The sequence below is a fragment of the Streptomyces sp. RK62 genome, assembly GCF_018070255.1.
Classification (GTDB): domain Bacteria; phylum Actinomycetota; class Actinomycetes; order Streptomycetales; family Streptomycetaceae; genus Streptomyces; species Streptomyces nigra.
In genome coordinates, this window is record NZ_JAGPYD010000014.1 from 93,103 (window position 1) to 116,482 (window position 23,380).

19 protein-coding genes and 1 riboswitch are annotated in these 23,380 nt (G+C 71.3%); of the genes, 10 read left to right on the top strand and 9 right to left on the bottom strand.

Features of this window, described 5'->3' with window-relative positions; all coding sequences use genetic code 11:
• Positions 1–79 precede the first annotated feature (79 nt).
• The gene (locus KBY32_RS26095) at positions 80–937 is read left to right on the top strand and encodes a serine protease (protein WP_210981848.1); all 858 of its coding nucleotides are present in this window, start codon (positions 80–82) and stop codon (positions 935–937) included.
• Between the two features lie 99 nt (positions 938–1,036).
• On the opposite strand, the gene KBY32_RS26100 is transcribed toward KBY32_RS26095, so the two are convergent.
• Positions 1,037–1,267: a hypothetical protein gene (locus KBY32_RS26100; RefSeq protein WP_055622107.1), complete on the bottom strand. Its 231-nt coding sequence runs from the start codon at positions 1,265–1,267 to the stop codon at positions 1,037–1,039.
• A 444-nt stretch (positions 1,268–1,711) separates the two neighbouring features.
• Here KBY32_RS26100 and KBY32_RS26105 point away from each other — a divergent pair, with 444 nt between their 5' ends.
• The 3 genes from KBY32_RS26105 (at position 1,712) to KBY32_RS26115 (ending at position 6,087) form a co-directional block, all read left to right on the top strand.
• A complete protein-coding gene (locus KBY32_RS26105) occupies positions 1,712–3,835 on the top strand; it encodes a type IIA DNA topoisomerase subunit B (protein ID WP_210981849.1) in 2,124 nt (707 codons plus the stop codon).
• Positions 3,836–4,030: 195 nt separating this feature from the next.
• Positions 4,031–4,492, top strand: a complete 462-nt coding sequence (locus KBY32_RS26110; RefSeq protein WP_210981850.1) for a DUF485 domain-containing protein — start codon at positions 4,031–4,033, stop codon at positions 4,490–4,492.
• A complete protein-coding gene (locus KBY32_RS26115) occupies positions 4,489–6,087 on the top strand; it encodes a cation acetate symporter (protein WP_210981851.1) in 1,599 nt (532 codons plus the stop codon). The genes KBY32_RS26110 and KBY32_RS26115 overlap by 4 nt, the downstream gene beginning before the upstream one ends.
• Positions 6,088–6,188: 101 nt before the next feature.
• On the opposite strand, the gene KBY32_RS26120 is transcribed toward KBY32_RS26115, so the two are convergent.
• The 4 genes from KBY32_RS26120 to KBY32_RS26135 form a co-directional block, all read right to left on the bottom strand.
• Positions 6,189–6,869: a response regulator gene (locus tag KBY32_RS26120; protein ID WP_210981852.1), complete on the bottom strand. Its 681-nt coding sequence runs from the start codon at positions 6,867–6,869 to the stop codon at positions 6,189–6,191.
• Positions 6,866–8,536 (bottom strand): sensor histidine kinase, encoded by a 1,671-nt coding sequence (locus tag KBY32_RS26125; RefSeq protein ID WP_210981853.1) that lies wholly within the window; start codon positions 8,534–8,536, stop codon positions 6,866–6,868. The genes KBY32_RS26120 and KBY32_RS26125 overlap by 4 nt, the downstream gene beginning before the upstream one ends.
• Before the next feature lie 116 nt (positions 8,537–8,652).
• Positions 8,653–9,606, bottom strand: coding sequence for a sucrase ferredoxin (locus KBY32_RS26130; RefSeq protein ID WP_210981854.1), 954 nt, complete (start codon positions 9,604–9,606; stop codon positions 8,653–8,655).
• Positions 9,607–9,682: 76 nt separating this feature from the next.
• Complete coding sequence (locus tag KBY32_RS26135; RefSeq protein WP_210981855.1) at positions 9,683–10,945, bottom strand: citrate synthase; 1,263 nt, start codon at positions 10,943–10,945, stop codon at positions 9,683–9,685.
• 110 nt (positions 10,946–11,055) lie between these two features.
• Between KBY32_RS26135 and KBY32_RS26140 the strand changes: the two genes are divergently transcribed.
• Positions 11,056–12,231, top strand: a complete 1,176-nt coding sequence (locus KBY32_RS26140; protein WP_210981932.1) for a citrate synthase/methylcitrate synthase — start codon at positions 11,056–11,058, stop codon at positions 12,229–12,231.
• Between the two features lie 151 nt (positions 12,232–12,382).
• On the opposite strand, the gene KBY32_RS26145 is transcribed toward KBY32_RS26140, so the two are convergent.
• Positions 12,383–12,622 carry a hypothetical protein gene (locus KBY32_RS26145; RefSeq protein ID WP_308293796.1) on the bottom strand — a complete coding sequence of 80 codons (240 nt, stop codon included), beginning with the start codon at positions 12,620–12,622 and terminating at the stop codon, positions 12,383–12,385.
• A 355-nt stretch (positions 12,623–12,977) separates the two neighbouring features.
• Complete coding sequence (locus KBY32_RS26150) at positions 12,978–13,538, bottom strand: DUF6082 family protein (protein WP_210981856.1); 561 nt, start codon at positions 13,536–13,538, stop codon at positions 12,978–12,980.
• 323 nt (positions 13,539–13,861) lie between these two features.
• Here KBY32_RS26150 and KBY32_RS26155 point away from each other — a divergent pair, with 323 nt between their 5' ends.
• Positions 13,862–14,917 (top strand): GTP-binding protein, encoded by a 1,056-nt coding sequence (locus tag KBY32_RS26155; RefSeq protein WP_210981857.1) that lies wholly within the window; start codon positions 13,862–13,864, stop codon positions 14,915–14,917.
• 19 nt (positions 14,918–14,936) lie between these two features.
• Here KBY32_RS26155 and KBY32_RS26160 read toward each other — a convergent pair whose 3' ends face one another.
• The gene (locus KBY32_RS26160; RefSeq protein WP_210981858.1) at positions 14,937–17,393 is read right to left on the bottom strand and encodes a DNA topoisomerase (ATP-hydrolyzing) subunit A; all 2,457 of its coding nucleotides are present in this window, start codon (positions 17,391–17,393) and stop codon (positions 14,937–14,939) included.
• A 506-nt stretch (positions 17,394–17,899) separates the two neighbouring features.
• Between KBY32_RS26160 and KBY32_RS26165 the strand changes: the two genes are divergently transcribed.
• The 4 genes from KBY32_RS26165 (at position 17,900) to KBY32_RS26180 (ending at position 22,691) form a co-directional block, all read left to right on the top strand.
• Positions 17,900–19,243, top strand: coding sequence for a pitrilysin family protein (locus KBY32_RS26165; protein WP_055622098.1), 1,344 nt, complete (start codon positions 17,900–17,902; stop codon positions 19,241–19,243).
• Positions 19,240–20,628 (top strand): pitrilysin family protein, encoded by a 1,389-nt coding sequence (locus KBY32_RS26170; RefSeq protein WP_108709067.1) that lies wholly within the window; start codon positions 19,240–19,242, stop codon positions 20,626–20,628. Before KBY32_RS26165 ends, KBY32_RS26170 begins: the two co-directional genes overlap by 4 nt.
• Before the next feature lie 213 nt (positions 20,629–20,841).
• A riboswitch (cyclic di-AMP (ydaO/yuaA leader) is annotated at positions 20,842–21,004 on the top strand.
• 12 nt (positions 21,005–21,016) lie between these two features.
• Complete coding sequence (locus KBY32_RS26175) at positions 21,017–21,802, top strand: M23 family metallopeptidase (RefSeq protein WP_115504866.1); 786 nt, start codon at positions 21,017–21,019, stop codon at positions 21,800–21,802.
• Positions 21,803–21,995: 193 nt separating this feature from the next.
• Positions 21,996–22,691, top strand: a complete 696-nt coding sequence (locus KBY32_RS26180; RefSeq protein WP_115504865.1) for a GntR family transcriptional regulator — start codon at positions 21,996–21,998, stop codon at positions 22,689–22,691.
• A gap of 247 nt (positions 22,692–22,938) precedes the next feature.
• Here the strand turns inward: KBY32_RS26180 and KBY32_RS26185 are convergent, their stop codons facing one another.
• A complete protein-coding gene (locus KBY32_RS26185) occupies positions 22,939–23,220 on the bottom strand; it encodes an HPr family phosphocarrier protein (protein WP_055622094.1) in 282 nt (93 codons plus the stop codon).
• Positions 23,221–23,380 lie beyond the last annotated feature (160 nt).

Below are 23,380 nucleotides of genomic sequence, written 5' to 3' on the forward strand. Positions count from 1 at the left end.
TTCGTGTGTGCGCGGGTGCGGGGCCGGGGCCGCTGAATCACTCTGGGTGTGCCATGACCACCCGAGAGTGAGGAGCGTCATGCGTCGTACCTTTGTCCGGGCGCTGGCCCGGCCGCTGGTTCTGGCGGCTGCGGCGGCCGCCATACCGCTGGTCACGGCCGCGCCGGCGGCCGCCGACCGAGTCGTCGTGGGCGGGTTCCCCGTCGATGTGTCGCAGAGTCCCTGGACCGTGGCGGTGTCCAGTCGTGACCGGTTCGGGGGTACCCGGGCGGGGCAGTTCTGCGTGGGTGCCGTCGTGGGGCGCTCCACGGTGCTCACGGCGGCCCACTGTCTCAGTCCGGAGGTCCTGGGGTCCACGCCGGACCAGGTGAGCGACCTCAGTGTGATCGCGGGGCGCACCGATCTGACGTCGTCGCACGGCCGTGAGATCGCCGTCAGCGGGGCCTGGGTGAATCCGGACTACGACGGTGACACCAACGACGGGGACTTCGCCGTGCTGTCGCTGGCCCAGGCCCTGCCCGCCTCGGCGGTCATCGGGATGGCAGGCGCAGGCGACCCGGCCTATGCGTCGGGCACCCGGGCGCTGGTCTACGGGTGGGGCGATGTCACGGGCGCGGGGGACTATCCGCGGGGGCTGCGGGCCGCGCGGGTGCGGGTACTGCCGGACACGCTGTGCGAGGAGGCGTATCCCGGCGGTGGTGAGGGCCGGTATCTGGCCGACAGCATGGTGTGCGCGGGGGAGCGCGAAGGTGGCCGGGACGCCTGTCAGGGGGACAGCGGAGGGCCCCTGGTCGCGCAGGGGAAACTGATCGGACTGGTGTCCTGGGGCAATGGCTGCGGACGTGCGGGAAGCCCCGGTGTCTACACCCGGGTGTCCGACATCATCCGGATCGCGGGATGGCGCTCCGCTGTGCGGGAGGGCGCGGGGAGCGGCTGAGCGTGCCTGAGACGAGTGCGGGCGGTCCCCCCTGTGGTCTCATGGGGGACCGCCCGTCTACCGGCCTGTGCCGGTGCTGGCTCGTCGTGATGCGAGGTGTCAGCGCTCGTCTTCGGTCGCCGTCGCGGGAACGGTCGTCAGCCGCTCCGTCTCATCCTGTATCTCAGCGGCGATCTTCTTGAGTTCCGGCTCGAACTTGCGACCGTGGTGGGCGCAGAAGAGCAGCTCTCCGCCGCTGAGCAGGACGACGCGCACGTACGCCTGCGCGCCGCAACGGTCGCAGCGGTCAGCGGCCGTCAGGGGGCTCGCGGGGGTCAGAACAGTAGTCACGTCGCCTCTTCTCTAGCTCGACGAGCTGTCGTACCAGGGTCAACATCCAACCAGCCCGAAAACGTTCCCGCTCGTGGCTTCTCCCAGAGAGAAATTTTTTCGGAGGTGGTGGGCTGCTGCCGGTGTGGCGGCGAATGTGCCGTATTGCGTGCTGTCGTGCTTACGGTTTCGCGCTCTTGGTCATGGTCGGTCCTCCCCGGCCGGGTTGCCGGTTTGTTCATGAGGACGTGCCCGGAGCCTAAATGGTTCATGCCCCGAAGGGAACGTGATATGTGCTTCACTCCTCCGAGGGATCGAACATCCATACGAGTCTGGACTAGGGTGACTTCCGACGAGGGTGGCGTTACAACGGCTCTACCAGGCCTCGGTACCCTCTGAGCGGCGACCGAAGCCAAGCCCGTACCCACTAGGGCGCCCAGTGAAATTCAGCGAGGAGCGAACCGCGTGACCGCCGATACGTCCGTGCCGTCCACAGCGCTGCTGGCAGGAGCAGACCGGGACGGTTCCAACTACACCGCGCGGCACCTGCTCGTCCTCGAGGGCCTCGAAGCCGTGCGCAAACGCCCCGGCATGTACATCGGGTCGACCGACAGCCGCGGTCTCATGCACTGCCTGTGGGAGATCATCGACAACTCCGTGGACGAGGCCCTCGGCGGCTACTGCGACCACATCGAGGTGATCCTCCACGACGACGGCTCCGTCGAGGTCCGCGACAACGGCCGCGGCATCCCGGTCGACGTCGAGCCCAAGACCGGCCTCTCCGGCGTCGAGGTCGTCATGACCAAGCTGCACGCCGGCGGAAAGTTCGGCGGCGGCTCCTACGCGGCCTCCGGCGGTCTGCACGGCGTGGGCGCCTCCGTGGTGAACGCCCTGTCCGCCCGTCTCGACGTCGAGGTCGACCGCGGCGGCCACACCCACGCGATCAGCTTCCGGCGCGGGGTCCCCGGCGTCTTCGCCGGTGAAGGCCCGGCGGCGAAGTTCGAGGCCAAGAGCGGCCTGCGCAAGACGAAGAAGATCCCCAAGGCGCGTGAGGGCACGCGCGTGCGCTACTGGGCCGACCGGCAGATCTTCCTGAAGGACGCCAAGCTCGACCTGGAGACGCTGCACCAGCGCGCCCGCCAGACCGCCTTCCTGGTGCCCGGCCTGACCATCGTCGTCCGGGACGAGGTCGGTCTCGGCGCCGGCGGAAGCAAGGGCGAGGAGTCCTTCCGCTTCGACGGCGGCATCAGCGAGTTCTGCGAGTACCTGGCCACTGACAAGCCGGTCTGCGACGTGCTCCGCTTCACCGGGCAGGGCACCTTCAGGGAGACCGTCCCGGTCCTGGACGAGCACGGCCAGATGACCCCGACCCAGGTCACCCGCGAGCTGGGCGTCGACGTCGCCCTGCGCTGGGGCACCGGCTACGACACGACCCTGAAGTCGTTCGTGAACATCATCGCCACCCCCAAGGGCGGCACCCATGTCGCGGGCTTCGAGACCGCCGTGACCAGCACCATGAACGAAGTGCTGCGCGCCAAGAAGATGCTTCGCGTCGCCGAGGACGACATCGTCAAGGACGACGCCCTGGAGGGCCTGACCGCCGTCGTCACCGTCCGGCTCGCCGAGCCGCAGTTCGAGGGGCAGACCAAGGAGGTCCTCGGCACCTCGGCGGCCCGCCGCATCGTGAACGGCGTGATCGCCAAGGAGCTCAAGGCGTTCCTGACGTCCACCAAGCGGGACGCGGCGGCACAGGCGCGCTCGGTCCTGGAGAAGACCCTCGCCGCCGCCCGCACCCGGATCGCGGCCCGCCAGCACAAGGACGCGCAGCGCCGCAAGACGGCCCTGGAGTCCTCCTCGCTGCCCGCCAAGCTGGCCGACTGCCGCAGCGACGACGTCGACCGCAGCGAGCTCTTCATCGTCGAGGGAGACTCCGCGCTGGGCACCGCCAAGCTCGCCCGGAACTCCGAGTTCCAGGCGCTGCTGCCCATCCGCGGCAAGATCCTCAACGTCCAGAAGTCGTCCGTGACCGACATGCTCAAGAACGCCGAGTGCGGAGCGATCATCCAGGTCATAGGGGCGGGGTCGGGCCGCACCTTCGACATCGACGCGGCGCGCTACGGCAAGATCATCATGATGACCGACGCCGATGTCGACGGCTCGCACATCCGCACCCTGCTGCTGACCCTGTTCCAGCGGTACATGCGCCCGATGATCGAGGCGGGCCGGGTGTTCGCCGCCGTGCCCCCGCTGCACCGGATCGAGCTCGTCCAGCCCAAGAAGGGTCAGGACAAATACGTGTACACGTACTCGGACCGCGAGCTGCGCGACAAGCTCATGGAGTTCGAGAGCAAGGGCGTGCGCTACAAGGACTCCATCCAGCGCTACAAGGGTCTCGGCGAGATGGACGCCGACCAGCTGGCGGAGACGACCATGGACCCGCGCCACCGCACCCTGCGGCGGATCAGCCTCACCGACCTCGAGGCGGCCGAGCGGGTCTTCGACCTCCTGATGGGCAACGACGTGGCGCCGCGCAAGGAGTTCATCTCCAGCTCGGCCGCGACGCTGGACCGCTCGCGCATCGACACCTAGGACGAGACCGAACGTACGGAGGACCGGCCGGGGCGTGGGCCCCGGCCGGTTCTGCCGTTCCGGGGTCCATCACAAGGTGAACTCGACTCTTGTCGCGCCTGACCGGTATGCCGCTTTGCCTGCTGAATCACCTGATGGGGTGAAACGGCCTGAGAAGCCCGGTCGGCGGTCTTTCCCTTCTGTCCATGCTTGGGCATGTGCTCAAGCGACGGTCGTCCCCGCGACGCCAGGCCCCCGCGGTACGACGATCCCTGGTACGACGCCCTCGCCTCCGGATGGGGCGAGTCGGACGTCACGGTGGCCCCTGACACCGCCCCACCGGCCGCCGCCGACGTGTACCTCGAGGTGCAGCGGAGCGCCGCCTTCCAGGAAGTGCGCAGCCGCTACCGGAGGTTCGCGCTGCCGACCGCCGCCGCGTTCCTGACCTGGTACGTCGCCTACGTCGTCACCGCCACCACCGCGCCCGGGCTGATGGCCCGGCCGGTGGCGGGCGCCGTGAACATCGCGATGCTCGCGGGACTCGGGCAGTTCCTCACCACCTTCCTGCTCACCTGGGCGTACACCCGTCACGCGCGCCTGCGCAGGGACCGGGCCGCGCTCGAACTGCGCTGGGACACCCAGGAACTGACGCGGGGCACCAAGGGGGGCATGGCATGACGGAGGATCACCGCACCCTGGCGCTGCTGCTGTTCAGCGTGTTCGTCGCGGTCACGCTGGCGATCACCACCTGGGCGGGCCGCAACCGCCGTGGCAGCGCGGAGGAGTTCTACGCCGGCGGCCGTCTCTTCTCGCCCATGGAGAATGGTTTTGCCATCGCGGGCGACTACATGTCGGCCGCGTCCTTCCTCGGGATCTCCGGCCTGATCGCCCTGTTCGGCTACGACGGCATGCTGTACTCGGTGGGCTTCCTCGTGGCCTGGCTGGTCGTGCTCTTCCTCGTCGCGGAACTGGTCCGCAACTGCGGGCGGTTCACCCTCGCCGACGTCGTCGCCGCGCGGATGCGGGAACGCCCCGTACGGATCGCGGTGGGAACTTCCTCGGTCACCGTGTCCGTTCTGTATCTGGTGGCGCAGATGGTGGGCGCGGGGACCCTCGTCGCGCTGCTGCTCGGAGGCGACGGCGGGGCGGCCCAGACCTGGACCGTCATCGGCGTCGGCGCGCTCATGGTCATCTACGTGTCGTTCGGAGGGATGCGGGCCACCACCTGGATCCAGATCGTCAAATCGGTCCTGCTGCTCGGCGGCACCATCGCGTTGACGGTGCTCGTCCTGCTGCGCTTCCACGGCGACATCGACCGGCTGCTGCTCAGCGCGGCCGAGCACAGCGGCCATGGACAGGCGTTCCTGGCGCCTGGGCTCCGCTACGGCGGTGACTGGACGTCCCGGTTCGACTTCATCAGCCTCGGCCTCGCGCTCGTCCTCGGCACCGCCGGTCTGCCGCACATCCTGTCCCGCTTCTACACCGTGCCCACCGCGCGCGCCGCCCGCCGCTCGGTGGTCTGGGCGATCGGCCTCATCGGCGGCTTCTACCTGATGACCATCGTCCTGGGGTTCGGCGCGGCCGCGATCGTGGGGACCGCGGAGGTGCGCGCCTCGAACGCCGCGGGCAACACGGCCGTACCGCTGCTCGCGCTCGACCTGGGCGGCGGCGCGGGCTCCACCGCGGGCACCGTGCTCTTCGCGGTCGTCGCGGCCGTCGCGTTCGCCACGATCCTGGCCGTCGTCGCCGGCATCACGCTCGCCTCGTCGGCCTCGGTCGCCCACGACCTGTACGCGTCCCTGCGGCGCCGGCGCGGCGGCAAGGCCGCCCGTAGCGAGGTGACGGTGGCGCGCTTCGCCGCCGTCGGCGTCGGCGTCGTGGCGATCGGCCTGGGACTGCTGGCCCGCGACCTGAACGTCGCCTTCCTCGTGGGCCTCGCCTTCGCCGTCGCCGCCTCGGCAAACCTGCCCGTGCTGCTGTACTCCCTGTTCTGGCGCGACTTCACCACCCGGGGCGCCGTCTGGTCCGTGTACGGCGGTCTGATCCCGGCCGTCGTGCTCGTGGTCCTCTCACCCGTGGTGTCGGGCGGTCCCCAATCGCTGTTCCCCGGCGTCGACTTCCAGTTCTTCCCGCTGGACAACCCCGGCATCGTCTCGATCCCGCTCGGCTTCCTCGCAGGCTGGCTGGGCACGGTCACCTCGACCGAGGCCCCCGACGAGGCCAAGCACGCCGAGACGGAGGTGCGCTCGCTGACCGGGGCGGGCGCCGTCTAGTCCCCGGGGTGGGGAATCACCGCGCACCGGTGACGTTTCGGCCGCCGGCGTCCGTATGAAAGGGCGGCACGGTTCCTTCCCCCGCCCCCACGGGCCGTGCCTCAGGCGCGGGTCGCCCACACATACCGGTGCTCAGGGCGGCCCGCGTCCCCGTACCTGAGGGTGAGGCGGGCCCGCCCGGTCCGCTCCAGAAGCTTGAGATAGCGCTGTGCGGTCTGCCGGCTCACGCCCGTCCGCTCGGCGATCTCCTGGGCCGACAGCGGCCCCGTGGCGTTCATCAGGGCCCGGCGCACCGACTCGGCGGTGGTGGGGGAGTGGCCCTTGGGCAGGTTCGGCTCCGACGGCGCGGACAGGGCGCCGAAGATCCGGTCCACCTCGGCCTGTTCCGCCTCGCCGCCGCCGTCGAGGGTGCGGCGCAGCTCCGCGTACGCCTCCAGCTTGGCGCGCAGCCCCGCGAAGGCGAACGGCTTCACCAGGTACTGGAGCGCGCCGAGCCGCATCGCCGCCTGCACGGTCGACACGTCACGCGCCGCCGTCACCATGATCACGTCGGTCTGGTGGCCGAGCCGCCGCATCTCCCCGACCACCGCGAGACCGGTGTCGTCGGGCAGATAGTGGTCCATGAGCACCAGGTCCAGCCGCGGCAGCTCCGTCACCTGCCGCAGGGCCTCGGCCGCCGTGTGCGCCTCGCCGGCCACACGGAAGCCCGGCACCTTCTCGACGTACGCGGCGTTGACCCGCGCCACGCGCGTGTCGTCGTCCACGACCAGGACCTCGATCATCGCGACTCCTCCTCGGCGACGGTGTGCGCGGCCACGGGCTCTTCAGCGACCGACTCGGTCAGTGCCTCGGGCAGGACCACCGTGAACTCGGCGCCGCCGCCCGCCGCCTCGTCCACACGGGCCGTGCCACCCTGCCGTTCGGTCAGACGCCGTACGAGCGACAACCCGATCCCGCGCTCACGGTGGGCCGGGCGCTGTTTGGTGGACCAGCCCTCGGTGAAGATCAACTCACGCTGTGCCACCGGGATTCCCGGCCCGGTGTCCCGGACGACGAGGGTCACCACGCGGCCCTCGGCGCGCAGTTCGACCTCCACGCGCGCGTGCGGGGTGGCGGCGACGGCGTCCAGGGCGTTGTCCACGAGGTTCCCCACGACGGTCACCAGCCCTTGCGGGTCGACCAGGCGGTCCGGGAGCCCGGTGCGCTCCGACAGGCGCAGCGCGACGCCCCGCTCGGCCGCCACGGTCGCCTTGCCGACCAGCAGTGCGGCGAGCAGCGGGTCCTGGATCTTCTCGGCGACCTCCTCCGAGGTGGCCCGGTGGTCGCCGACGACCTCCCCGACGAACTCCACGGCGTCGTCGTACATCTCCAGCTCCAGCAGGCCCAGGAGGGTGTGCATCCGGTTGGCGTGCTCGTGGTCCTGGGCGCGCAGGGCGTCGATCAGGCCGCGTGTCGAGTCGAGCTCCCGGCCGAGCTGCTCCAGCTCCGTGCGGTCGCGCAGGGTGGCCACGGCACCGCCGTCGTCGGTGGGCATGCGGTTGGCGACCAGGACGCGCTGCCCGCGTACCGTGAGCAGATCGGTGCCGGTGACCCGTCCGGCCAGCACATCGGCGGTACGGCCGGTGCCGAGCGCCTCATCGAGGGAGCGGCCCACCGCCTCGTCGCCGAGGCCGAGCAGCCGCCGGGCCTCGTCGTTGAGGAGCCGGATACGGCCCGTGCGATCCAGTGCGACGACGCCCTCCCGGATGCCGTGCAGCATCGCCTCGCGCTCCGCCAGCAGCGCCGAGATGTCGGAGAAGGCCAGGTCACGGGTCTGCCGCTGGAGCCGCCGGGAGATCAGCCAGGCGGCCAACGCCCCGACCGCCAGAGCGCCGCCCGCGTACGCGAACAGCCCCGGGATCGTGTGCAGCAGCCTCGCCCGCACACTGTCGTACGCGATCCCGACCGAGACCGCGCCGACGATCCGGCCCTCCTCGTCGCGCAACGGCACCTTGCCGCGCGCGGTGCGGCCCAGCGTGCCGTCGTCGATCTGCATGACCTCGTGCCCGGCCAGCGCCCGCCCTGGGTCGGTCGAGACGAGCCGGCCGATCTCGCCCGCGGTCGGGTGGGACCAGCGCACGCCCCGCCGGTCCATCACGACGACGTACTCGGCCCGGGTCGCCGCGCGGATCCGCTCCGCCTCCCGCTGCACCGGACCACCGGCCGTCGCCGGGGTCGTCGTCAGATCGGTGGCGATCTGCGGCTGGGCCGCCGTGGTCTGGGCGATGGACAGCGCACGGCGCATCGCCTGGTCGTCCAGCTGGTCGCTGAGCGGCGCCAGGAACAAGCCGGTCGCCAGCACCGCCACGCCCGCCGCGATCGCCACCTGCATCAGCAGCACCTGCGCGAACATGCGCCGGGGCAGACCCAGGCGCAGGCGCAGCCGGCGGACGAGGGAGGTGGGGCTCATGCCCTGACCGTACGCGGGGGTGCGGGGCGGGCCGTAGGGGGATGTGGCGGGGATCTCGTACGGGAGCCTGCGCTTGGTTCGTACGCCTACGGCACGCCGGGCATCCGCCCGCAGGGTCAGCCGGCGAGGGCTGTGGCCGTCGCCGTCGTCCTGAGCTCCCGTACGGCGACGACGTCCATGCGCGCGGGCGAGCCCAGCACCGAGGTGCCGCACTTCTCGGGGCGCGGCGGCTGCGCGGCACCCTGGGCCACGTCGACCCGCCAGCGCCGCCCGTCCACATGGGCCACGGTCACCTCCCACAGCGGAGCGGCACCCTCCGTCCGTACGACGCTCAGCGCCTCGGCGGCGGACTCACCCGTCGTCCTGCGCACCGCGAGCTCGGCGGCCTGGCCGGGCCGCTCCCAAGCGGAGTTCCCCCGGCAGCCCTCGCCGACGATCCGGCCCTCCCGGACCCCGTCCAGCACCCTCCGCACGACATCCGCCTCGGCGCGCCCATAGGCATAGCCGTACGGCAGCACCAGCAGCGTCGGCGAGAAACGGTGGCCGCCCAGATGCGTGACCTCCCAGACACCGTCCACGCCGGAGGCTGCCAGCTCGGCGGCGAGCGGCCGGCCGAGCAGGGCGCAGCAGCGGTCGCGCTTGCCGTTGGTGCACACCAGCGCGAGCGGATCACCGGTGTGGGCGTGGCCCCCCAGCACCGAGTCGAAGGTGTGGTGCTCGCCCCGGCCGAGGGCGGCGAGATCCAGCTCGAGCAGCTGACGCGGGTCCCGGACCGTGGCGGTACGCAGCCATACACCGCCCGGCACGGTGTGGGCGGCGTAGACGCGGCGCTCGGACGGGCGTTTGTAGTCGGCGTGCCGGCCGGGCCGGCGGATCAGCGCGATCCGCACGCCGGTGCCCTGCGCGGCGGCTTCCAGCGCGCGGCCCAGCGCGGGATCGAGATGGCTCTGGGTGAGTGCCTTGGCACCCCACGGCCCGGGCTGCTCCAGCAGCAGCCAGGTCGTCGCGGTCGCCGCGGTCCCCGCGATGGGCTCATCGAGGTCCTGCGAGACGGTCGTGCACGTACTCACAGAGGTGAGCCTAACCTGAGCCACGCCGGGCGACTCTTCAGCCCCGTACGACACGGTGCGGGTGCGGCTTTGCGGGCTACTCGGGCAGGGGGCGCGGCAGCGGCTGGGGCGGCTTGGAGCCGACGTACATCCCCGACGGCCGCATGCGCAGCGGGCGTTCGCCGTACTCCTCCAGGGCGTGGGCGATCCAGCCCGCCGTACGGCCCACCGCGAAGATCGTCTCGCCTGCCGTCGCGGGCATCGTGAACGACGCGGTGAACACGGCGAGCGCCAGGTCGACGTTGGCGTGCAGCGGGGTGTGGCGGGCGGCCGTCGCGACGATGTCGTGGACGGCGGCGAGGGCGGGCTCGCACTGCGGCAGCTCCCGCAGCAGGGTGAACAGCAGACGCGCGCGGGGGTCCTCGCCGGTGTAGAGCCGGTGGCCGAGCCCCGGGATGCGGCGGCCCGCCCGAAGTTCCTCGGCGATGACGGGGCTGGCGTCACCCCGGTCGAGCACCTCCACGATCAGCTTGTGCGCCAGTCCGCTGGCCGCGCCGTGCAGGGGGCCCTCGAGCACGCCCAGACCCGCCGAGACGGCCGCGTAGGCGTGCGCGCGGGCCGACGCCGCGACGCGTACGGCGAGGGTGGAGGCGGCCAGGTCGTGATCGACGAGCAGGGCGAGCGCCGTGTCCAGCACCCGCAGCGTCTTGTCGTCGGCGGGGCGTCCGCTGAGCCGTCCCCACAGGCGGCGGGCGAGCGGGCCCTCGTCACGGTCGGTGGGGTCGGCGGGGCCGAGGGCGGCGACGAGCGTCGGGATCAGGGTGCGCGCGGTGGCGAGCACGGACTTCTCGGCCAGGTCGAAGCGCAGCGGGTCGGCGGCCGCGGCGGCGACCGCCGCGACCCGCAGGCGGTCGACGGGACCGGCGTGCTCGGGCAGGGCGCCTGCGGCGCGGCGGGCGGCGGCGACGGAGGCGGCGGGCGCGGTGAAGGTGACGCCGGGGCGCAGCCTGCCCGTCCACAGCCACTCGGCGACCTCCTCGTAGGAGCGCCGTGCGGCCAGCTCGGTCGCGTCCACGCCCCGGAAGTAGTAGCGGTCGCCCTCGATGAGGGTGAGGGCCGTCCGTACCGACAGCTCGGCGCCGGAACCCGAACCGGGCGCGCTCTCCCGTCTGTTGCGGCGGGCGAGCGTCTCGACCTCCCGGACGTCGAAGGTGCTGCCCCGGCCGCCGGGCGCGCGGCGGCTGCTGAGGTGACCGCGGCTGACGTACGCGTACACGGTCTCGGGCTTCACGCCGAGCAGCTCGGCGGCCTCGCGGGTGGTCAGCCGCCTGCCCTCCGGGCCGGGTTCTTGATCGCGCATGGGGTCACCGTATCCAGCCGGTCGGTACATGGACAGCCGTATTGATTGAATCAATGTTGACAGGAAATCAGTCAAGCATGGACAGTCGAATCATGTCCAGGGAGGAAACCATGTCCGTCAACAGGTCAGCAGCCACACTCGTCGACGTGCCGCGCGGGCTCGCGGGGGTCGTCGTGACCGACACCGAGGTCGGGGACGTCCGGGGGCGTGAGGGCTTCTATCACTACCGTCAGTACTCGGCCGTCGAACTGGCGCGGACCCGGCCCTTCGAGGACGTCTGGCACCTCCTCGTCCATGGGGAACTGCCGGACGCCGCACGGGCCGCCGCCTTCGCCGCCGAGACCGCCGCGCTGAGGCGGCTGCCCGATGAGGTGCGGGCCGTCCTGCCGGCGATCGCCGCGGCGAGCGGACGCTCCGGTCCGCCGGCCGGTCTGCGCAGCGCGTTGTCCCTGCTGGGGGCGGCGAAGGGGTTCCGGCCGGTGTACGACATCGACGCGGAGCGGCGCCGCCGGGACACGCTGGTCGCCGCGGCGGCCGTACCCACGCTGCTGGCCGCGCTGTACCGGCTGGGGGAGGGGCTCGACCCCGTGGAGCCGCGGGACGACCTCTCCTACGCGGCGAACTATCTGTACATGGTGACGGGGGTGGAGCCGGAGGCGCGGCGGGCGCGGGCAGTCGAGCAATACTTGATCTCTACCATTGACCATGGGTTCAATGCGTCAACCTTTACGGCGCGGGTCATCGCCTCCACGGGGGCGGATGTGGCGGCCTGCCTGGTGGGCGCGGTGGGCGCGGTGGGCGCGCTGTCCGGACCGCTGCACGGGGGTGCTCCCAGCCGGGCGCTGGACACGCTGGACGCGATCGGCACCCCGGATCGCATCGATTCCTGGATCCGTGAACGCGTCCTCGCCGGTGACCGCATCATGGGCTTCGGTCACCCGGTCTACCGGACCGAGGACCCCCGGTCCCGGATGCTCCGGGAGATCGCCGAGTCCTTCGGCGGGCCGCGCGTCGACTTCGCCGTGGAGGTCGAACGGCGCGTGGAGGCGATCCTGGCGGAACTGAAGCCGGGCCGTGAACTGCATACGAACGTCGAGTTCTACGCGGGCGTGGTCATGGAACTGTGCGGCCTGCCCCGCGAGATGTTCACCCCGACCTTCGCGGCGGCCCGCGTGGTCGGCTGGAGCGCCAACATCCTCGAACAGGCGGAGGACTCGAAAATCATCCGGCCGTCGGCCCGGTATGTGGGTGCGGTACCCCCGGTCCCGGTTCCCGAAGCACCCTGAGCCGTGTGCACAGTCCGGCGCCGAAGGGCGCCGGACCTGGAGGCGTCCCGTCATGGTTGAGTAGCCGGGACTCCTGCGGCGGCGTCGACCGGCCGCTCCCGCAATGCTGGGTGGGGTGCTGCTATGGAGTCGACCCGGTGCAATACGTCACTCAAGCATCTGGAATGTCCGCCTTGGCGCGGATCAGGGTCTCGCGTGTGATGACGACGATGCGTTCGTAGTCGGCACGCGAGGCGTCGGCGGGAAGGTCGGAGTCCAGCGCATCTGTGGCTTCTCTGCCGATGACCGCGAAGTTCCCATCGGCCAGCTCAAAAATGTCCGGACAATTGCCTCCTCCTGTGCTCCCCCGATGGCTGGGGGGTACGCCGATCCGACGGATGATCTGACTCACTGTTGCTTACCTCTGATTCACGGCTAAGAACTGGCGCGCGGTGGCTGCAGGCTGGAGGCTGCCCTGTGGGGTGCACTCGTCATCCGGCGGCATGACTATTGCTCTTGTGGAGTCGCTCAACACGGTCGTGCGTGAGTCAACCCCAGTGGCGTCTGAGTCAACGGAGCAGTTGACCTGTTTGTTATCGCCCGCCGGTGTGATTCTCGGCGCGCGCTGCGCTGAGCGGTTGCGCGGCGACGGCCGCGGGGGTGTAACGCGCGCCAGCCGCGAACGCGAGCGCCCCCGCGGCACTCGCGGTCACCGGAGCCCGAACTACGGACGGTTGATCCCGCCGGTGGAACGGGAGCAGAGTCTCCTACTCGACCGGTGGTTCTCCGACCACCCACCACTCCTCGACGTCGGCCTCGTCAAGTTGTCGAAGCAGCGCGTCGACCATGCGACCCAAGTCCGCCTCGTCGGAGTCCTCCGGAAGAGTGGCACGCTGGCCCTGGGTGGCGAACCAGTACTCCTTGACCACAGGGTTCTGCAACAGCCCTCGGACGCGTCCGAAGAACTCCTCCCGGCTCAGATTCCCGATGCGGTAGTAGAAGAGCAGGTTCGTGTACAGGGCGTTGGCGAACAGGTACTGGCGCCGTTTCTGCTGGGATGCCGGGACCTCGAAGATGTCCAACACCTCGGCCAGTTCCGGGCTGTCGATCGCCTTGCTGAGCAGTTCCCAGTGGAGATGCTGCTGACTGGCCAGATTGCTGTGATGGTCCGTGTGCGCCACCTGTTCTTCCAGTTGCTCAAGCCGGACGCGCAGCAAGTCGAGCGCACGGCGCTGCACTGTCAGGCCGGCAAGGGCTCCTGTCACCAGGCCCAAGCCTGCGGCCACGGCAGTACTCAGCCCGCGTACCCCGTTCATCTTTGTGGCCATGTCAACCCCCGAATCAGGCGGCGGCCGTCCGCCGGTCGTCGGGATGTGGGTCGACTGGAGGGGACCGGCGAGCGGTGGGCGGCGCTTGCCGTCTCCCAGAGTGCCGAGCGGCTCTGATCGGCGGGGAGGCGGAGAGGAGGCGCACAGAGGGAAGCGAGGGTCGCACACTCCAGCGCCATGCCAGACGTCTGCCCGGCAAGTGCTGCTAACAATCGTTCACTTCGCGGCGATTCTTCCCACTCGTATCCTGGTCCGGCATTCAATCCTCGTACGTGCGCCGGGCCACGAGCCGGTGCACCCGTCGGCGTGAGAGAGGTCGCACGGTGCGTCAACCGAGCAAGGGTCCGCAGCAGATTCCGGTCGTCGTCCTTGCCGGATTCCTCGGTTCCGGCAAGACGACTCTGCTCAACCACCTCCTCCACCGCAGCGGAGGCACCCGTATCGGCGCGATCGTCAACGACTTCGGCGCCATCGAGATCGACGCGCTCGCCGTCGCGGGCGCGCTCGGCGACTCCACCGTGTCCCTGGGCAACGGCTGTCTCTGCTGTGCCGTCGACTCCAGCGAGCTGGACGCCTATCTGGAGCGGCTCGCCCGGCCGGACGCCGGGATCGACGTCATCGTCATCGAGGCCAGCGGGCTCGCCGAGCCGCAGGAACTCGTCCGGATGCTGCTCGCCAGCGAGCACCCCGGCATCGTGTACGGCGGCCTCGTCGAGGTGGTGGACGCCGCCGAGTTCGACGCCACCCGCGCCCGGCACCCCGAGATCGACCGGCATCTCGCCCTCGCCGACCTCGTCGTCGTCAACAAGCTGGACCGGGCCGCCGACGCCGAGCGCGTGCTCGGAACCGTCCGCGGGCTGACGGACCACGCCGCCGTCGTCCCCGCCACCTACGGCCGGATCGACCCCGGGTTCCTCTTCGACTGCCGGCCCAGCGAGGAGCGCGTCGGGCAGTTGTCCTTCGACGATCTGCACGATCGGGATCGGGACCTTGGCGATCATGAGGGGCATCTGCACACCCGGTACGACAGCCTGTCCTTCGCCTCCGACGTTCCGCTCGATCCGCGGCGGGTCATCGCGTTTCTCGACGGGCGGCCCGACGGGCTGTACCGGATCAAGGGGTACGTGGACTTCGGGGCGTACGACACGGTGAACCGCTACGCCGTGCACGCCGTAGGGCCGTTCCTGCGCTTCTACCCGGAGCCGTGGCCCGGCGACGAGGCCCGCCGTACGCAGCTCGTCCTCATCGGCTCCGGCATCGACGCGGCCGCCCTGGAGAAGGACCTGCGGGCCTGTACGAGCGACGCCCCGCACACCGCGGACGAGCACGGCATGTGGGGCGTCCTTCGCTATGTGCGGGAGCCGGAGGAGGCCGCCTGACGCGGCCCTGCCTCGGGGATCAGAACGGTCCCGCCACCACCGCTACCGTCTTCGGCAGGGACACACCCGAGCCGTCGCGGCGCGGGTCCATCTCGGGCAGCTCGGCCGGTGTGCCGTTCTTCTGGGCGGCCCGCGCCGGGGCGGGACCCGCCCAGGCCAGGGAGAGGCAGTCCTCGCCCTTCAGGAACCGCTGGCAGCGCACGCCACCCGTGGCCCGGCCCTTGCGCGGGTACTGGTCGAACGGCGTCATCTTCGCCGTCGTCTGCACCGAGTCGTCCAGGGTGCCGCGCGAGCCGGCGACCGTGAACACCACCGCGTCGGACGCCGGGTCCACCGCCGTGAAGGAGATGACCTTCGCGCCCTCCGCCAGCTTGATGCCGGTCACACCGCCCGCCGGACGGCCCTGCGGGCGCACCAGGGAGGCCTGGTAGCGCAGCAGCTGGGCGTCGTCCGTGATGAACACGAGGTCCTCCTCGCCGGTGCGCAGCTCGACCGCGCCGACGATCCGGTCACCCTCCTTCAAGGTGATGACCTCCAGCTCCTCCTTGTTGGACGGGTAGTCGGGGACCACCCGCTTGACCACGCCCTGCTCGGTGCCGAGCGCCAGACCGGGGGAGGACTCGTCGAGCGTCGTCAGACAGACCACCCGCTCGCCCTCCGTCAGGGAGAGGAACTCCGTCAGCGGCGCGCCGCCCGCGAGGTTGGGCCGCGTCGCGGTCTCCGGGAGCTGCGGCAGGTCGACCACGCTGATCCGCAGCAGCCGGCCCGTCGACGTCACCGCGCCGACCTCGCCGCGGGCCGTGGCCGGCACCGCCGAGACGATCACGTCGTGCTTGGACCGCTTGGCGTCGCCGTCGTCCGCGAACGGGTCGCCGTTCGCCGTACGGGCCAGCAGACCCGTCGAGGACAGCAGCACCCGGCACGGGTCGTCCGCGACCTGCAGCGGCACGGCGGACACCTGGGTGCCGGCCGACTCCAGCAGGACCGTACGCCGCTCGGTGCCGAACTTCTTCGCCACCGCCGCCAGTTCGGCCGAGACCAGCTTGCGCAGCTCCGCGTCCGACTCCAGGATCCGGGTCAGCTCGTCGATCTCCTGGCCCAGCCGCTCATTCTCCGCCTCCAGCTCGATGCGGTCGAACTTGGTGAGGCGGCGCAGCGGGGTGTCGAGGATGTACTGCGTCTGCACGTCGGACAGCGAGAAGCGACCGATCAGACGCTCCTTGGCCTGCGCGCTGTTCTCGCTGGAGCGGATCAGACGGATGACCTCGTCGATGTCGATGAGCGCCGTGAGCAGGCCCTCGACCAGGTGCAGCCGGTCCCGCCGCTTGCCGCGCCGGAACTCGCTGCGGCGCCGTACGACCTCGAAGCGGTGGTCGAGGTAGACCTCCAGCAGCTCCTTCAGGCCCAGGGTGAGGGGCTGCCCGTCGACCAGCGCCACATTGTTGATGCCGAAGGACTCCTCCATCGGCGTCAGCTTGTACAGCTGCTCCAGGACGGCCTCGGGCACGAAGCCGTTCTTGATCTCGATGACCAGGCGCAGTCCGTGCTCGCGGTCGGTGAGGTCCTTGACGTCGGCGATGCCCTGGAGCTTCTTCGAGCCGACCAGATCCTTGATCTTGGCGATGACCTTCTCGGGGCCGACCGTGAAGGGCAGCTCGGTCACGACCAGGCCCTTGCGGCGGGCGGTGACCGTCTCGATCTCGACCGTCGCGCGGATCTTGAAGGTGCCGCGGCCCGTCTCGTAGGCGTCCCGGATGCCGGAGAGGCCGACGATCCGGCCGCCGGTGGGCAGGTCGGGGCCGGGGACGTGCTTCATCAGGGTGTCGAGATCCGCGTTGGGGTGGCGGATCAGATGCCGGGCGGCGGCGATGACCTCGGAGAGGTTGTGCGGCGGCATGTTCGTGGCCATGCCGACGGCGATGCCGGACGCGCCGTTGACCAGGAGGTTCGGGAAGGCGGCCGGCAGGGCGACCGGCTCCTGCTCCTGGCCGTCGTAGTTCGGGGCGAAGTCGACCGTGTCCTCGTCGATGGACTCCGTCATCAGGCTCGTCGCCTGCGCCTGCCGGCACTCGGTGTACCGCATGGCGGCCGGCGGGTCGTCGTTGCCCAGCGAGCCGAAGTTGCCGTGGCCGTCCACCAGCGGCACACGCATCGAGAAGGGCTGGGCCATGCGCACCAGGGCGTCGTAGATCGACGCGTCGCCGTGCGGGTGCAGCTTGCCCATGACCTCGCCGACGACACGGGCGCACTTCACATAGCCGCGGTCGGGGCGCAGGCCCATCTCGTTCATCTGGTAGACGATGCGCCGGTGCACCGGCTTCAGGCCGTCGCGGGCGTCCGGGAGGGCACGCGAGTAGATGACCGAGTAGGCGTACTCGAGGAAGGAGCCCTGCATCTCGTCGACGACGTCGATGTCGAGGATCCGCTCCTCGAACGAGTCGTCGGGCGGCGGGGTCTTCGTGCTGCGGCGGGCCATCGCTGCCGGCTCCTTCTGTGTGCTGTGGCGCAAGCGTGTGACGGGTCTGACGCGGACCATTGTGGACCGCGGCACTGACAACCACCGACCAGGACCCGATGTTGGGCTCCCGCCCGGCGAGGACGAGTGTGGCCGACGCCGGTCTCCTCCCGCGACCGCGGTGGCGCACGGGACACCGGCCGGACCGCGCACGGCGCCGGCGGCAAGCCGGTGCCGCGCGACCGTTCACCCTCAGGGGTGATCGACGGGAAGCATGCCAGGTCGAGCCGCCGGGCGTCGGCCCGGGGCCCGGACCGCCCGGCTCCGCCGTACCGGCCCGGTGAGGCCCGGCCGAGGGGTCCGGCGGGTCCATCCAGGCAACGAAGGAGGCCGCGGTCCCCACCTGACCGGCACAACGTTCCCACCGGGAACTTCGCCGAGCCTTCGCACGCTGCATACAGTGGCAGGAGCTGAGCAGGATCCGCTCGACACAACGCAGCGCACGCGACCGGAAGGACATCTTGCCCATGGGTCACACGGCCACACCGGAGGCACAATCCGGCGGCCTCACCGCGACAGAGCACCGCCTGGCCAACGGCCTGCGCGTGGTGCTCTCCGAGGACCACCTCGCACCGGTCGCCGCGGTCTGCCTCTGGTACGACGTCGGCTCCCGCCACGAGGTCAAGGGCCGTACCGGACTCGCCCACCTCTTCGAGCACCTGATGTTCCAGGGCTCGAACAGCGTGAAGGGCACGGGTCACTTCGAGCTCGTCCAGGGCGCGGGCGGCTCGCCGAACGGCACCACCAGCTTCGAGCGCACCAACTACTTCGAAACCATGCCCGCCCACCAGCTGGAGCTCGCGCTGTGGCTGGAGGCCGACCGCATGGGCAGCCTCCTGGTCGCGCTCGACGAGGAGGGCCTGGAGAACCAGCGGGACGTCGTGAAGAACGAGCGCCGCCAGCGCTACGACAACGTCCCGTACGGCACCGCGTTCGAGCGCCTGACCGCGATGTCGTACCCCGACGGGCACCCCTACCACCACACGCCGATCGGCTCGATGGCCGACCTGGACGCGGCGAGCCTGGAGGACGCGCGCGCGTTCTTCCGCACCTACTACGCGCCGAACAACGCCGTGCTGTCGATCGTCGGCGACATCGACCCCGAGCAGACGCTCGCCTGGGTCGAGAAGTACTTCGGCTCCATCCCGGCCCACGACGGCAAGCCCGCCCCGCGCGACGGCTCACTGCCCGACGTGATCGGCAAGGAGCTGCGCGAGGTCGTCGAGGAGAACGTCCCGGCGCGCGCGATGATGGCCGCCTACCGGCTGCCGAGCGACGGCACGCGCGAGTGCGACGCCGCCGACCTGGCGCTCACCGTCCTCGGCGGCGGCGAGTCCTCCCGGCTCTACAACCGGCTCGTGCGACGCGACCGTACGGCCGTGGCGGCCGGCTTCGGCCTGCTGCGCCTGGCCGGCGCGCCGTCCCTGGGCTGGCTGGACGTGAAGACCTCCGGCGACGTCGAGGTGCCCGTGATCGAGGCGGCCGTCGACGAGGAGCTCGCCCGCTTCGCCGCGGAGGGCCCCACCGCCGAGGAGATGGAGCGCGCGCAGGCCCAGCTGGAGCGCGAGTGGCTGGACCGGCTCGGCACCTGCGCCGGCCGCGCCGACGAACTGTGCCGGTACGCCGTCCTGTTCGGCGACCCGCAGCTCGCCTTCACCGCCGTCGGACGCGTCCTCGAGGTCACCGCCGAGGAGGTGCAGGCGGTCGCCCAGGCCCGGCTGCGCCCCGACAACCGCGCGGTGCTCGTCTACGAGCCGACCGCCGCCGAGGCCGACGAGACCACCGACGAGAACGAGGAGTCGGCGCAGTGACCGAGCTCGCCAGCATGGAGTTCCACCCGCAGCCCCAGGCCGGCGCGCCCCGCCCCTGGGCGTTCCCGGCCCCCGAGCGCGGCACGCTGGACAACGGCCTGACGGTGCTGCGCTGCCACCGCCCCGGCCAGCAGGTCGTCGCGGTCGAGGTCCTCCTCGACACCCCGCTCGACGCCGAGCCCAAGGGCCTCGACGGCATCGCCACGATCATGGCGCGGGCCCTGTCCGAGGGCACCGACAAGCACACCGCCGAGGAGTACGCCGCCGAGCTGGAGCGCTGCGGCGCCACCCTCGACGCCTACGCCGACCACCCGGGTGTGCGCGTCAGCCTGGAGGTGCCGGTCTCCCGGCTCCCGAAGGCGCTGGACCTGCTCGCCGACGCGCTCAGGGCGCCGCTGTTCGCCGACGCCGAGGTGGAGCGCCTGGTGCGCAACCGCCTCGACGAGATCCCGCACGAGCTGGCGAACCCGTCGCGCCGGGCGGCCAAGGAGCTGTCCCGGCAGCTCTTCCCGGCGTCCTCGCGCATGTCGCGCCCGCGCCAGGGCACCGAGGAGACCGTCGCCGGCATCGACTCCGCGGCCGTACGCGCCTTCTTCGAGCGGCATGTCCGCCCCGCCACCTCCACCGTCGTGGTCGTCGGCGACCTGACCGGCGTCGACCTGGACGCCCTGCTGGGCGACAGCCTGGGTGCCTGGACCGGTTCGCAGGCCGAGCCGCGTCCCGTCCCGCCGGTCACCGCGGACGACACCGGGCGGGTCGTCATCGTGGACCGCCCGGGCGCCGTCCAGACGCAGCTGCTGATCGGCCGGATCGGACCCGACCGGCACGACCGTGTGTGGCCCGCGCAGGTGCTCGGCACGTACTGCCTCGGCGGCACCCTCACCTCCCGGCTGGACAAGGTCCTGCGCGAGGAGAAGGGCTACACGTACGGCGTGCGCGCCTTCGGGCAGGTCCTGCGCTCCGCGCCGGACGGCACCGGCGCCTCGATGCTCGCCATCACCGGCTCCGTCGACACCCCGAACACGGGCCCCGCCCTGGACGACCTGTGGACCGTCCTGCGCGGGATCGCCGCCGAGGGACTCACCGACGCCGAGCGGGACTTCGCCGTGCAGAACCTCGTCGGGGTGGCGCCGCTGAAGTACGAGACGGCCGCCGCCGTGGCGGGCACCCTGGCCGACCAGGTCGAGCAGCATCTGCCCGACGACTACCAGGCGAAGCTGTACCAGCAGCTCGCCGCCACCGGCACCGTCGAGGCCACGGCCGCGGTCGTGAGCGCCTTCCCGGCCGACCGCCTCGTCACGGTCCTCGTCGGGGACGCCTCGGCGATCCGGGAGCCCGTGGAGGCCCTCGGCATCGGTGAAGTCACCGTCGTGACGGCCGAGTAGAGGATTCGCCGGCCCCGCTGCGGACCGGCGCGCGAGGCGAGCCCCGGTGACGGCTGTGTCACCGGGGCTCCCTTATGCCCGAATTGATGCGGAGGTTGCCTGTCTGCCCTGTGGGATGCGCTACAAAAGCCCCGATCCGTTTGGGAATTGAAAGCCGCCCCGCTTAGCGTCTTCCGGGCTGTTCGTCCAGCAGTGCGCCGCGTCCGCGGCACCGGACAGTCATCGCCGAGTCCCCGTACGGCGCGAGCCAGGGGAGCCGGGGACCCACGCAGTCCCTGGGGTGAATCGGACGCCCGCGCAGCCGCGAGGGGGTCCGTAGGAGACCTTCCTGCTCCGAACCCGTCAGCTAACCCGGTAGGCGAGAGGGAAGGAAAGGATCAGCCACCACATGGCGTTCAGTTGCGCCTCGGGGAAGAACCGCCCCTCCGGGAAGCACCGCAAGCCCGGCCGGTTCGAGCGCACCACGGCCCGCGCGGCCGGTGTCGCCGCCCTCACCGCCACCGGCGTCGTGGGCACCCTCGCGGCCCCCGCGCTGGCCGCCGAGCCCGCCGCGGAGCAGACCGGTCTCATGCCGGTCGTCGCCGTCGAGGACACGATCGCCCTCCAGATCGACGCGCAGGCCGCCGCCCAGGAGCGGGCCGCCGCCGAGGCCGCGGCCCGTAAGCAGGCCGCCGAGGAGGCCGCGCGCCACCTGGCCGCCGAGAAGGCCAAGGAGGAGCGCGAGGCCAAGGAGCGAGCCGCCCGGGAGGCCGAGCGCAAGCGCCTGCTGTCCTACGTCTCCCCGATCGCCGGGTCGTACGTGTCCACCTCGTACCAGTCCGGCGGGGCCGTCTGGTCCTCCGGCAGCCACACCGGTATCGACTTCCACGCCGCGAGCGGCACCTCCGTGCACGCGGTCGGCGCCGGCACCGTCGTGGAGGCCGGCTGGGGCGGCGCCTACGGCAACAACGTCGTGATCAAGATGAACGACGGCACCTACACCCAGTACGGCCACCTGTCGTCGATCGGCGTCTCGGTCGGCCAGACGGTGACCCCCGGCCAGCAGATCGGCCTGTCCGGCGCCACCGGCAACGTCACCGGGGCGCATCTGCACTTCGAGGCGCGCACCACCGCCGAGTACGGCTCCGACATCGACCCCGTCGCCTACCTCCGCTCGCACGGCGTCGACATCTGAGACCTCCGGCGTCTCCGACCGCCTTACCGCAGCCCCGGCTCCCGAGCCGGGGCTTTCGGTCTTTCTGGACAATGACTGTCCAAAAAATATCCATGGATTCCGGCCTGCCGTCGGAAATTCACGCTCCTTGCCATAGAGTCGCTGAACACACGTCATTCGTCGACGTTTCACGGGGATTAAGGCGGAGGTCGGCATGCGAATTCCGGCGCACTCGGTGTGCACCGCGATCCGGGACGACATCGTCGCCGGTGTCCTGGAGCGCGGCGGCCGTCTCACGGAGGAAGTCCTCGCCCGCCGCTACGGCGTCTCCCGCGTCCCCGTGCGCGAGGCGCTGCGCACCCTGGAGGCGGAGGGCTTCGTGGTGACCCGCCGGCACGCGGGCGCGTGCGTGGCGGAGCCGACCGAGCAGGAGGCCGCGGACGTGCTGGAGATGCGCACCCTGCTGGAACCGCTCGGCGCCGCCCGGGCCGCCCAGCGGCGCACCGAGGCCCACCTCAAGGTGCTGCGCGGGCTGGTCAGGCTGGGGCAGGAGCGGGCCAGGGGCGGCAACAGCGAGGATCTGCGCTCGCTGGGCGGCTGGTTCCACGAGACGCTGGCCCAGGCGTCCGGCAGCACCGCGCTGACCTCGACGCTGACCCAGCTGCGGCACAAGATCGCCTGGATGTACACCGTGGAGGCGTCCGCCGACCCCGCGGAGACCTGGGCCGAGCACGGCGCGATCGTGGACGCGGTGGCGCGCGGCGACGGCGAACGCGCCCGCGCGCTCACCACCCTGCACACCGAGCGCGGGCTGTCCGCGCACCGGCTGCGCTTCGGCTCGGGCGGCGACCGCACGGAGCGTGTGAGGAATTCGCAACATGCCGTAAACATGCCGAGCCTACGGAATTAACACCGGCACCGTATACAAAGAAGAGCAATTCCGGGGCGATGAATTCTCGCTGCCCTTTTTAGGTTGCTCGGGCAATTATGGAGCCCGCCGCCGTGAAATTGCATGCGCTTCGAGCGGGAATCCGGCGGGAAAGGCGAAGCCGTGCCGGTGGAAAAGGTCGAGCCGCGCCGGACGGAAAGACGAAGCCGCGCCCACCGGTCAGGCGGACGCGGCTTCCGGTGTCCGTGCGGGAGGCCCGCCCGGACCCTCAGACCGTCGCGGGCAGTTCGTCGAGGCCCTCGGCGACCAGCTTGGCCAGACGGTCGAGGGCGGCGTCCGCGCCCTCGGCGTCGGAGGCCAGGACGATCTCCTCGCCACCCTGGGCGCCCAGGCCCAGGACGGCCAGCATCGAGGCCGCGTTGACGGGGTTGCCGTCGGCCTTGGCGATGGTCACCGGGACTCCCGTGGCCGTGGCGGCCCGGACGAAGATGGAGGCGGGGCGGGCGTGGAGACCCTCGGCCCAGCCGACGTTGACGCGGCGCTCAGCCATGTGTTGCTGCCCTTCGTGGTTCAGGGTTGTCTAGACCAGTTTCCCACACGAGGGGTGCCCGGCGGAACGGGCCGGGCGCCCCTGCCTCGACGGCCGCCGGATCCCGGCCCCGGCCCGCGGGACGTCGGGAACAGCCTGCCTCGCGCCGGTGTCGTACGCG

Bases quoted from the DNA above. Each gene is read 5' to 3' on its own strand.
- KBY32_RS26160 (WP_210981858.1), bottom strand. From the start codon at position 17,393: ATGGCCCGCCGCAGCACGAAGACCCCGCCGCCCGACGACTCGTTCGAG.
- KBY32_RS26125 (WP_210981853.1), bottom strand. From the start codon at position 8,536: ATGAGCCCCACCTCCCTCGTCCGCCGGCTGCGCCTGCGCCTGGGTCTG.
- KBY32_RS26180 (WP_115504865.1), top strand. From the start codon at position 21,996: ATGCGAATTCCGGCGCACTCGGTGTGCACCGCGATCCGGGACGACATC.
- KBY32_RS26140 (WP_210981932.1), top strand. From the start codon at position 11,056: ATGTCCGTCAACAGGTCAGCAGCCACACTCGTCGACGTGCCGCGCGGG.
- KBY32_RS26150 (WP_210981856.1), bottom strand. From the start codon at position 13,538: ATGGCCACAAAGATGAACGGGGTACGCGGGCTGAGTACTGCCGTGGCC.
- KBY32_RS26135 (WP_210981855.1), bottom strand. From the start codon at position 10,945: ATGCGCGATCAAGAACCCGGCCCGGAGGGCAGGCGGCTGACCACCCGC.
- KBY32_RS26120 (WP_210981852.1), bottom strand. From the start codon at position 6,869: ATGATCGAGGTCCTGGTCGTGGACGACGACACGCGCGTGGCGCGGGTC.
- KBY32_RS26115 (WP_210981851.1), top strand. From the start codon at position 4,489: ATGACGGAGGATCACCGCACCCTGGCGCTGCTGCTGTTCAGCGTGTTC.
- KBY32_RS26175 (WP_115504866.1), top strand. From the start codon at position 21,017: ATGGCGTTCAGTTGCGCCTCGGGGAAGAACCGCCCCTCCGGGAAGCAC.
- KBY32_RS26185 (WP_055622094.1), bottom strand. From the start codon at position 23,220: ATGGCTGAGCGCCGCGTCAACGTCGGCTGGGCCGAGGGTCTCCACGCC.
- KBY32_RS26165 (WP_055622098.1), top strand. From the start codon at position 17,900: ATGGGTCACACGGCCACACCGGAGGCACAATCCGGCGGCCTCACCGCG.
- KBY32_RS26095 (WP_210981848.1), top strand. From the start codon at position 80: ATGCGTCGTACCTTTGTCCGGGCGCTGGCCCGGCCGCTGGTTCTGGCG.
- KBY32_RS26110 (WP_210981850.1), top strand. From the start codon at position 4,031: ATGTGCTCAAGCGACGGTCGTCCCCGCGACGCCAGGCCCCCGCGGTAC.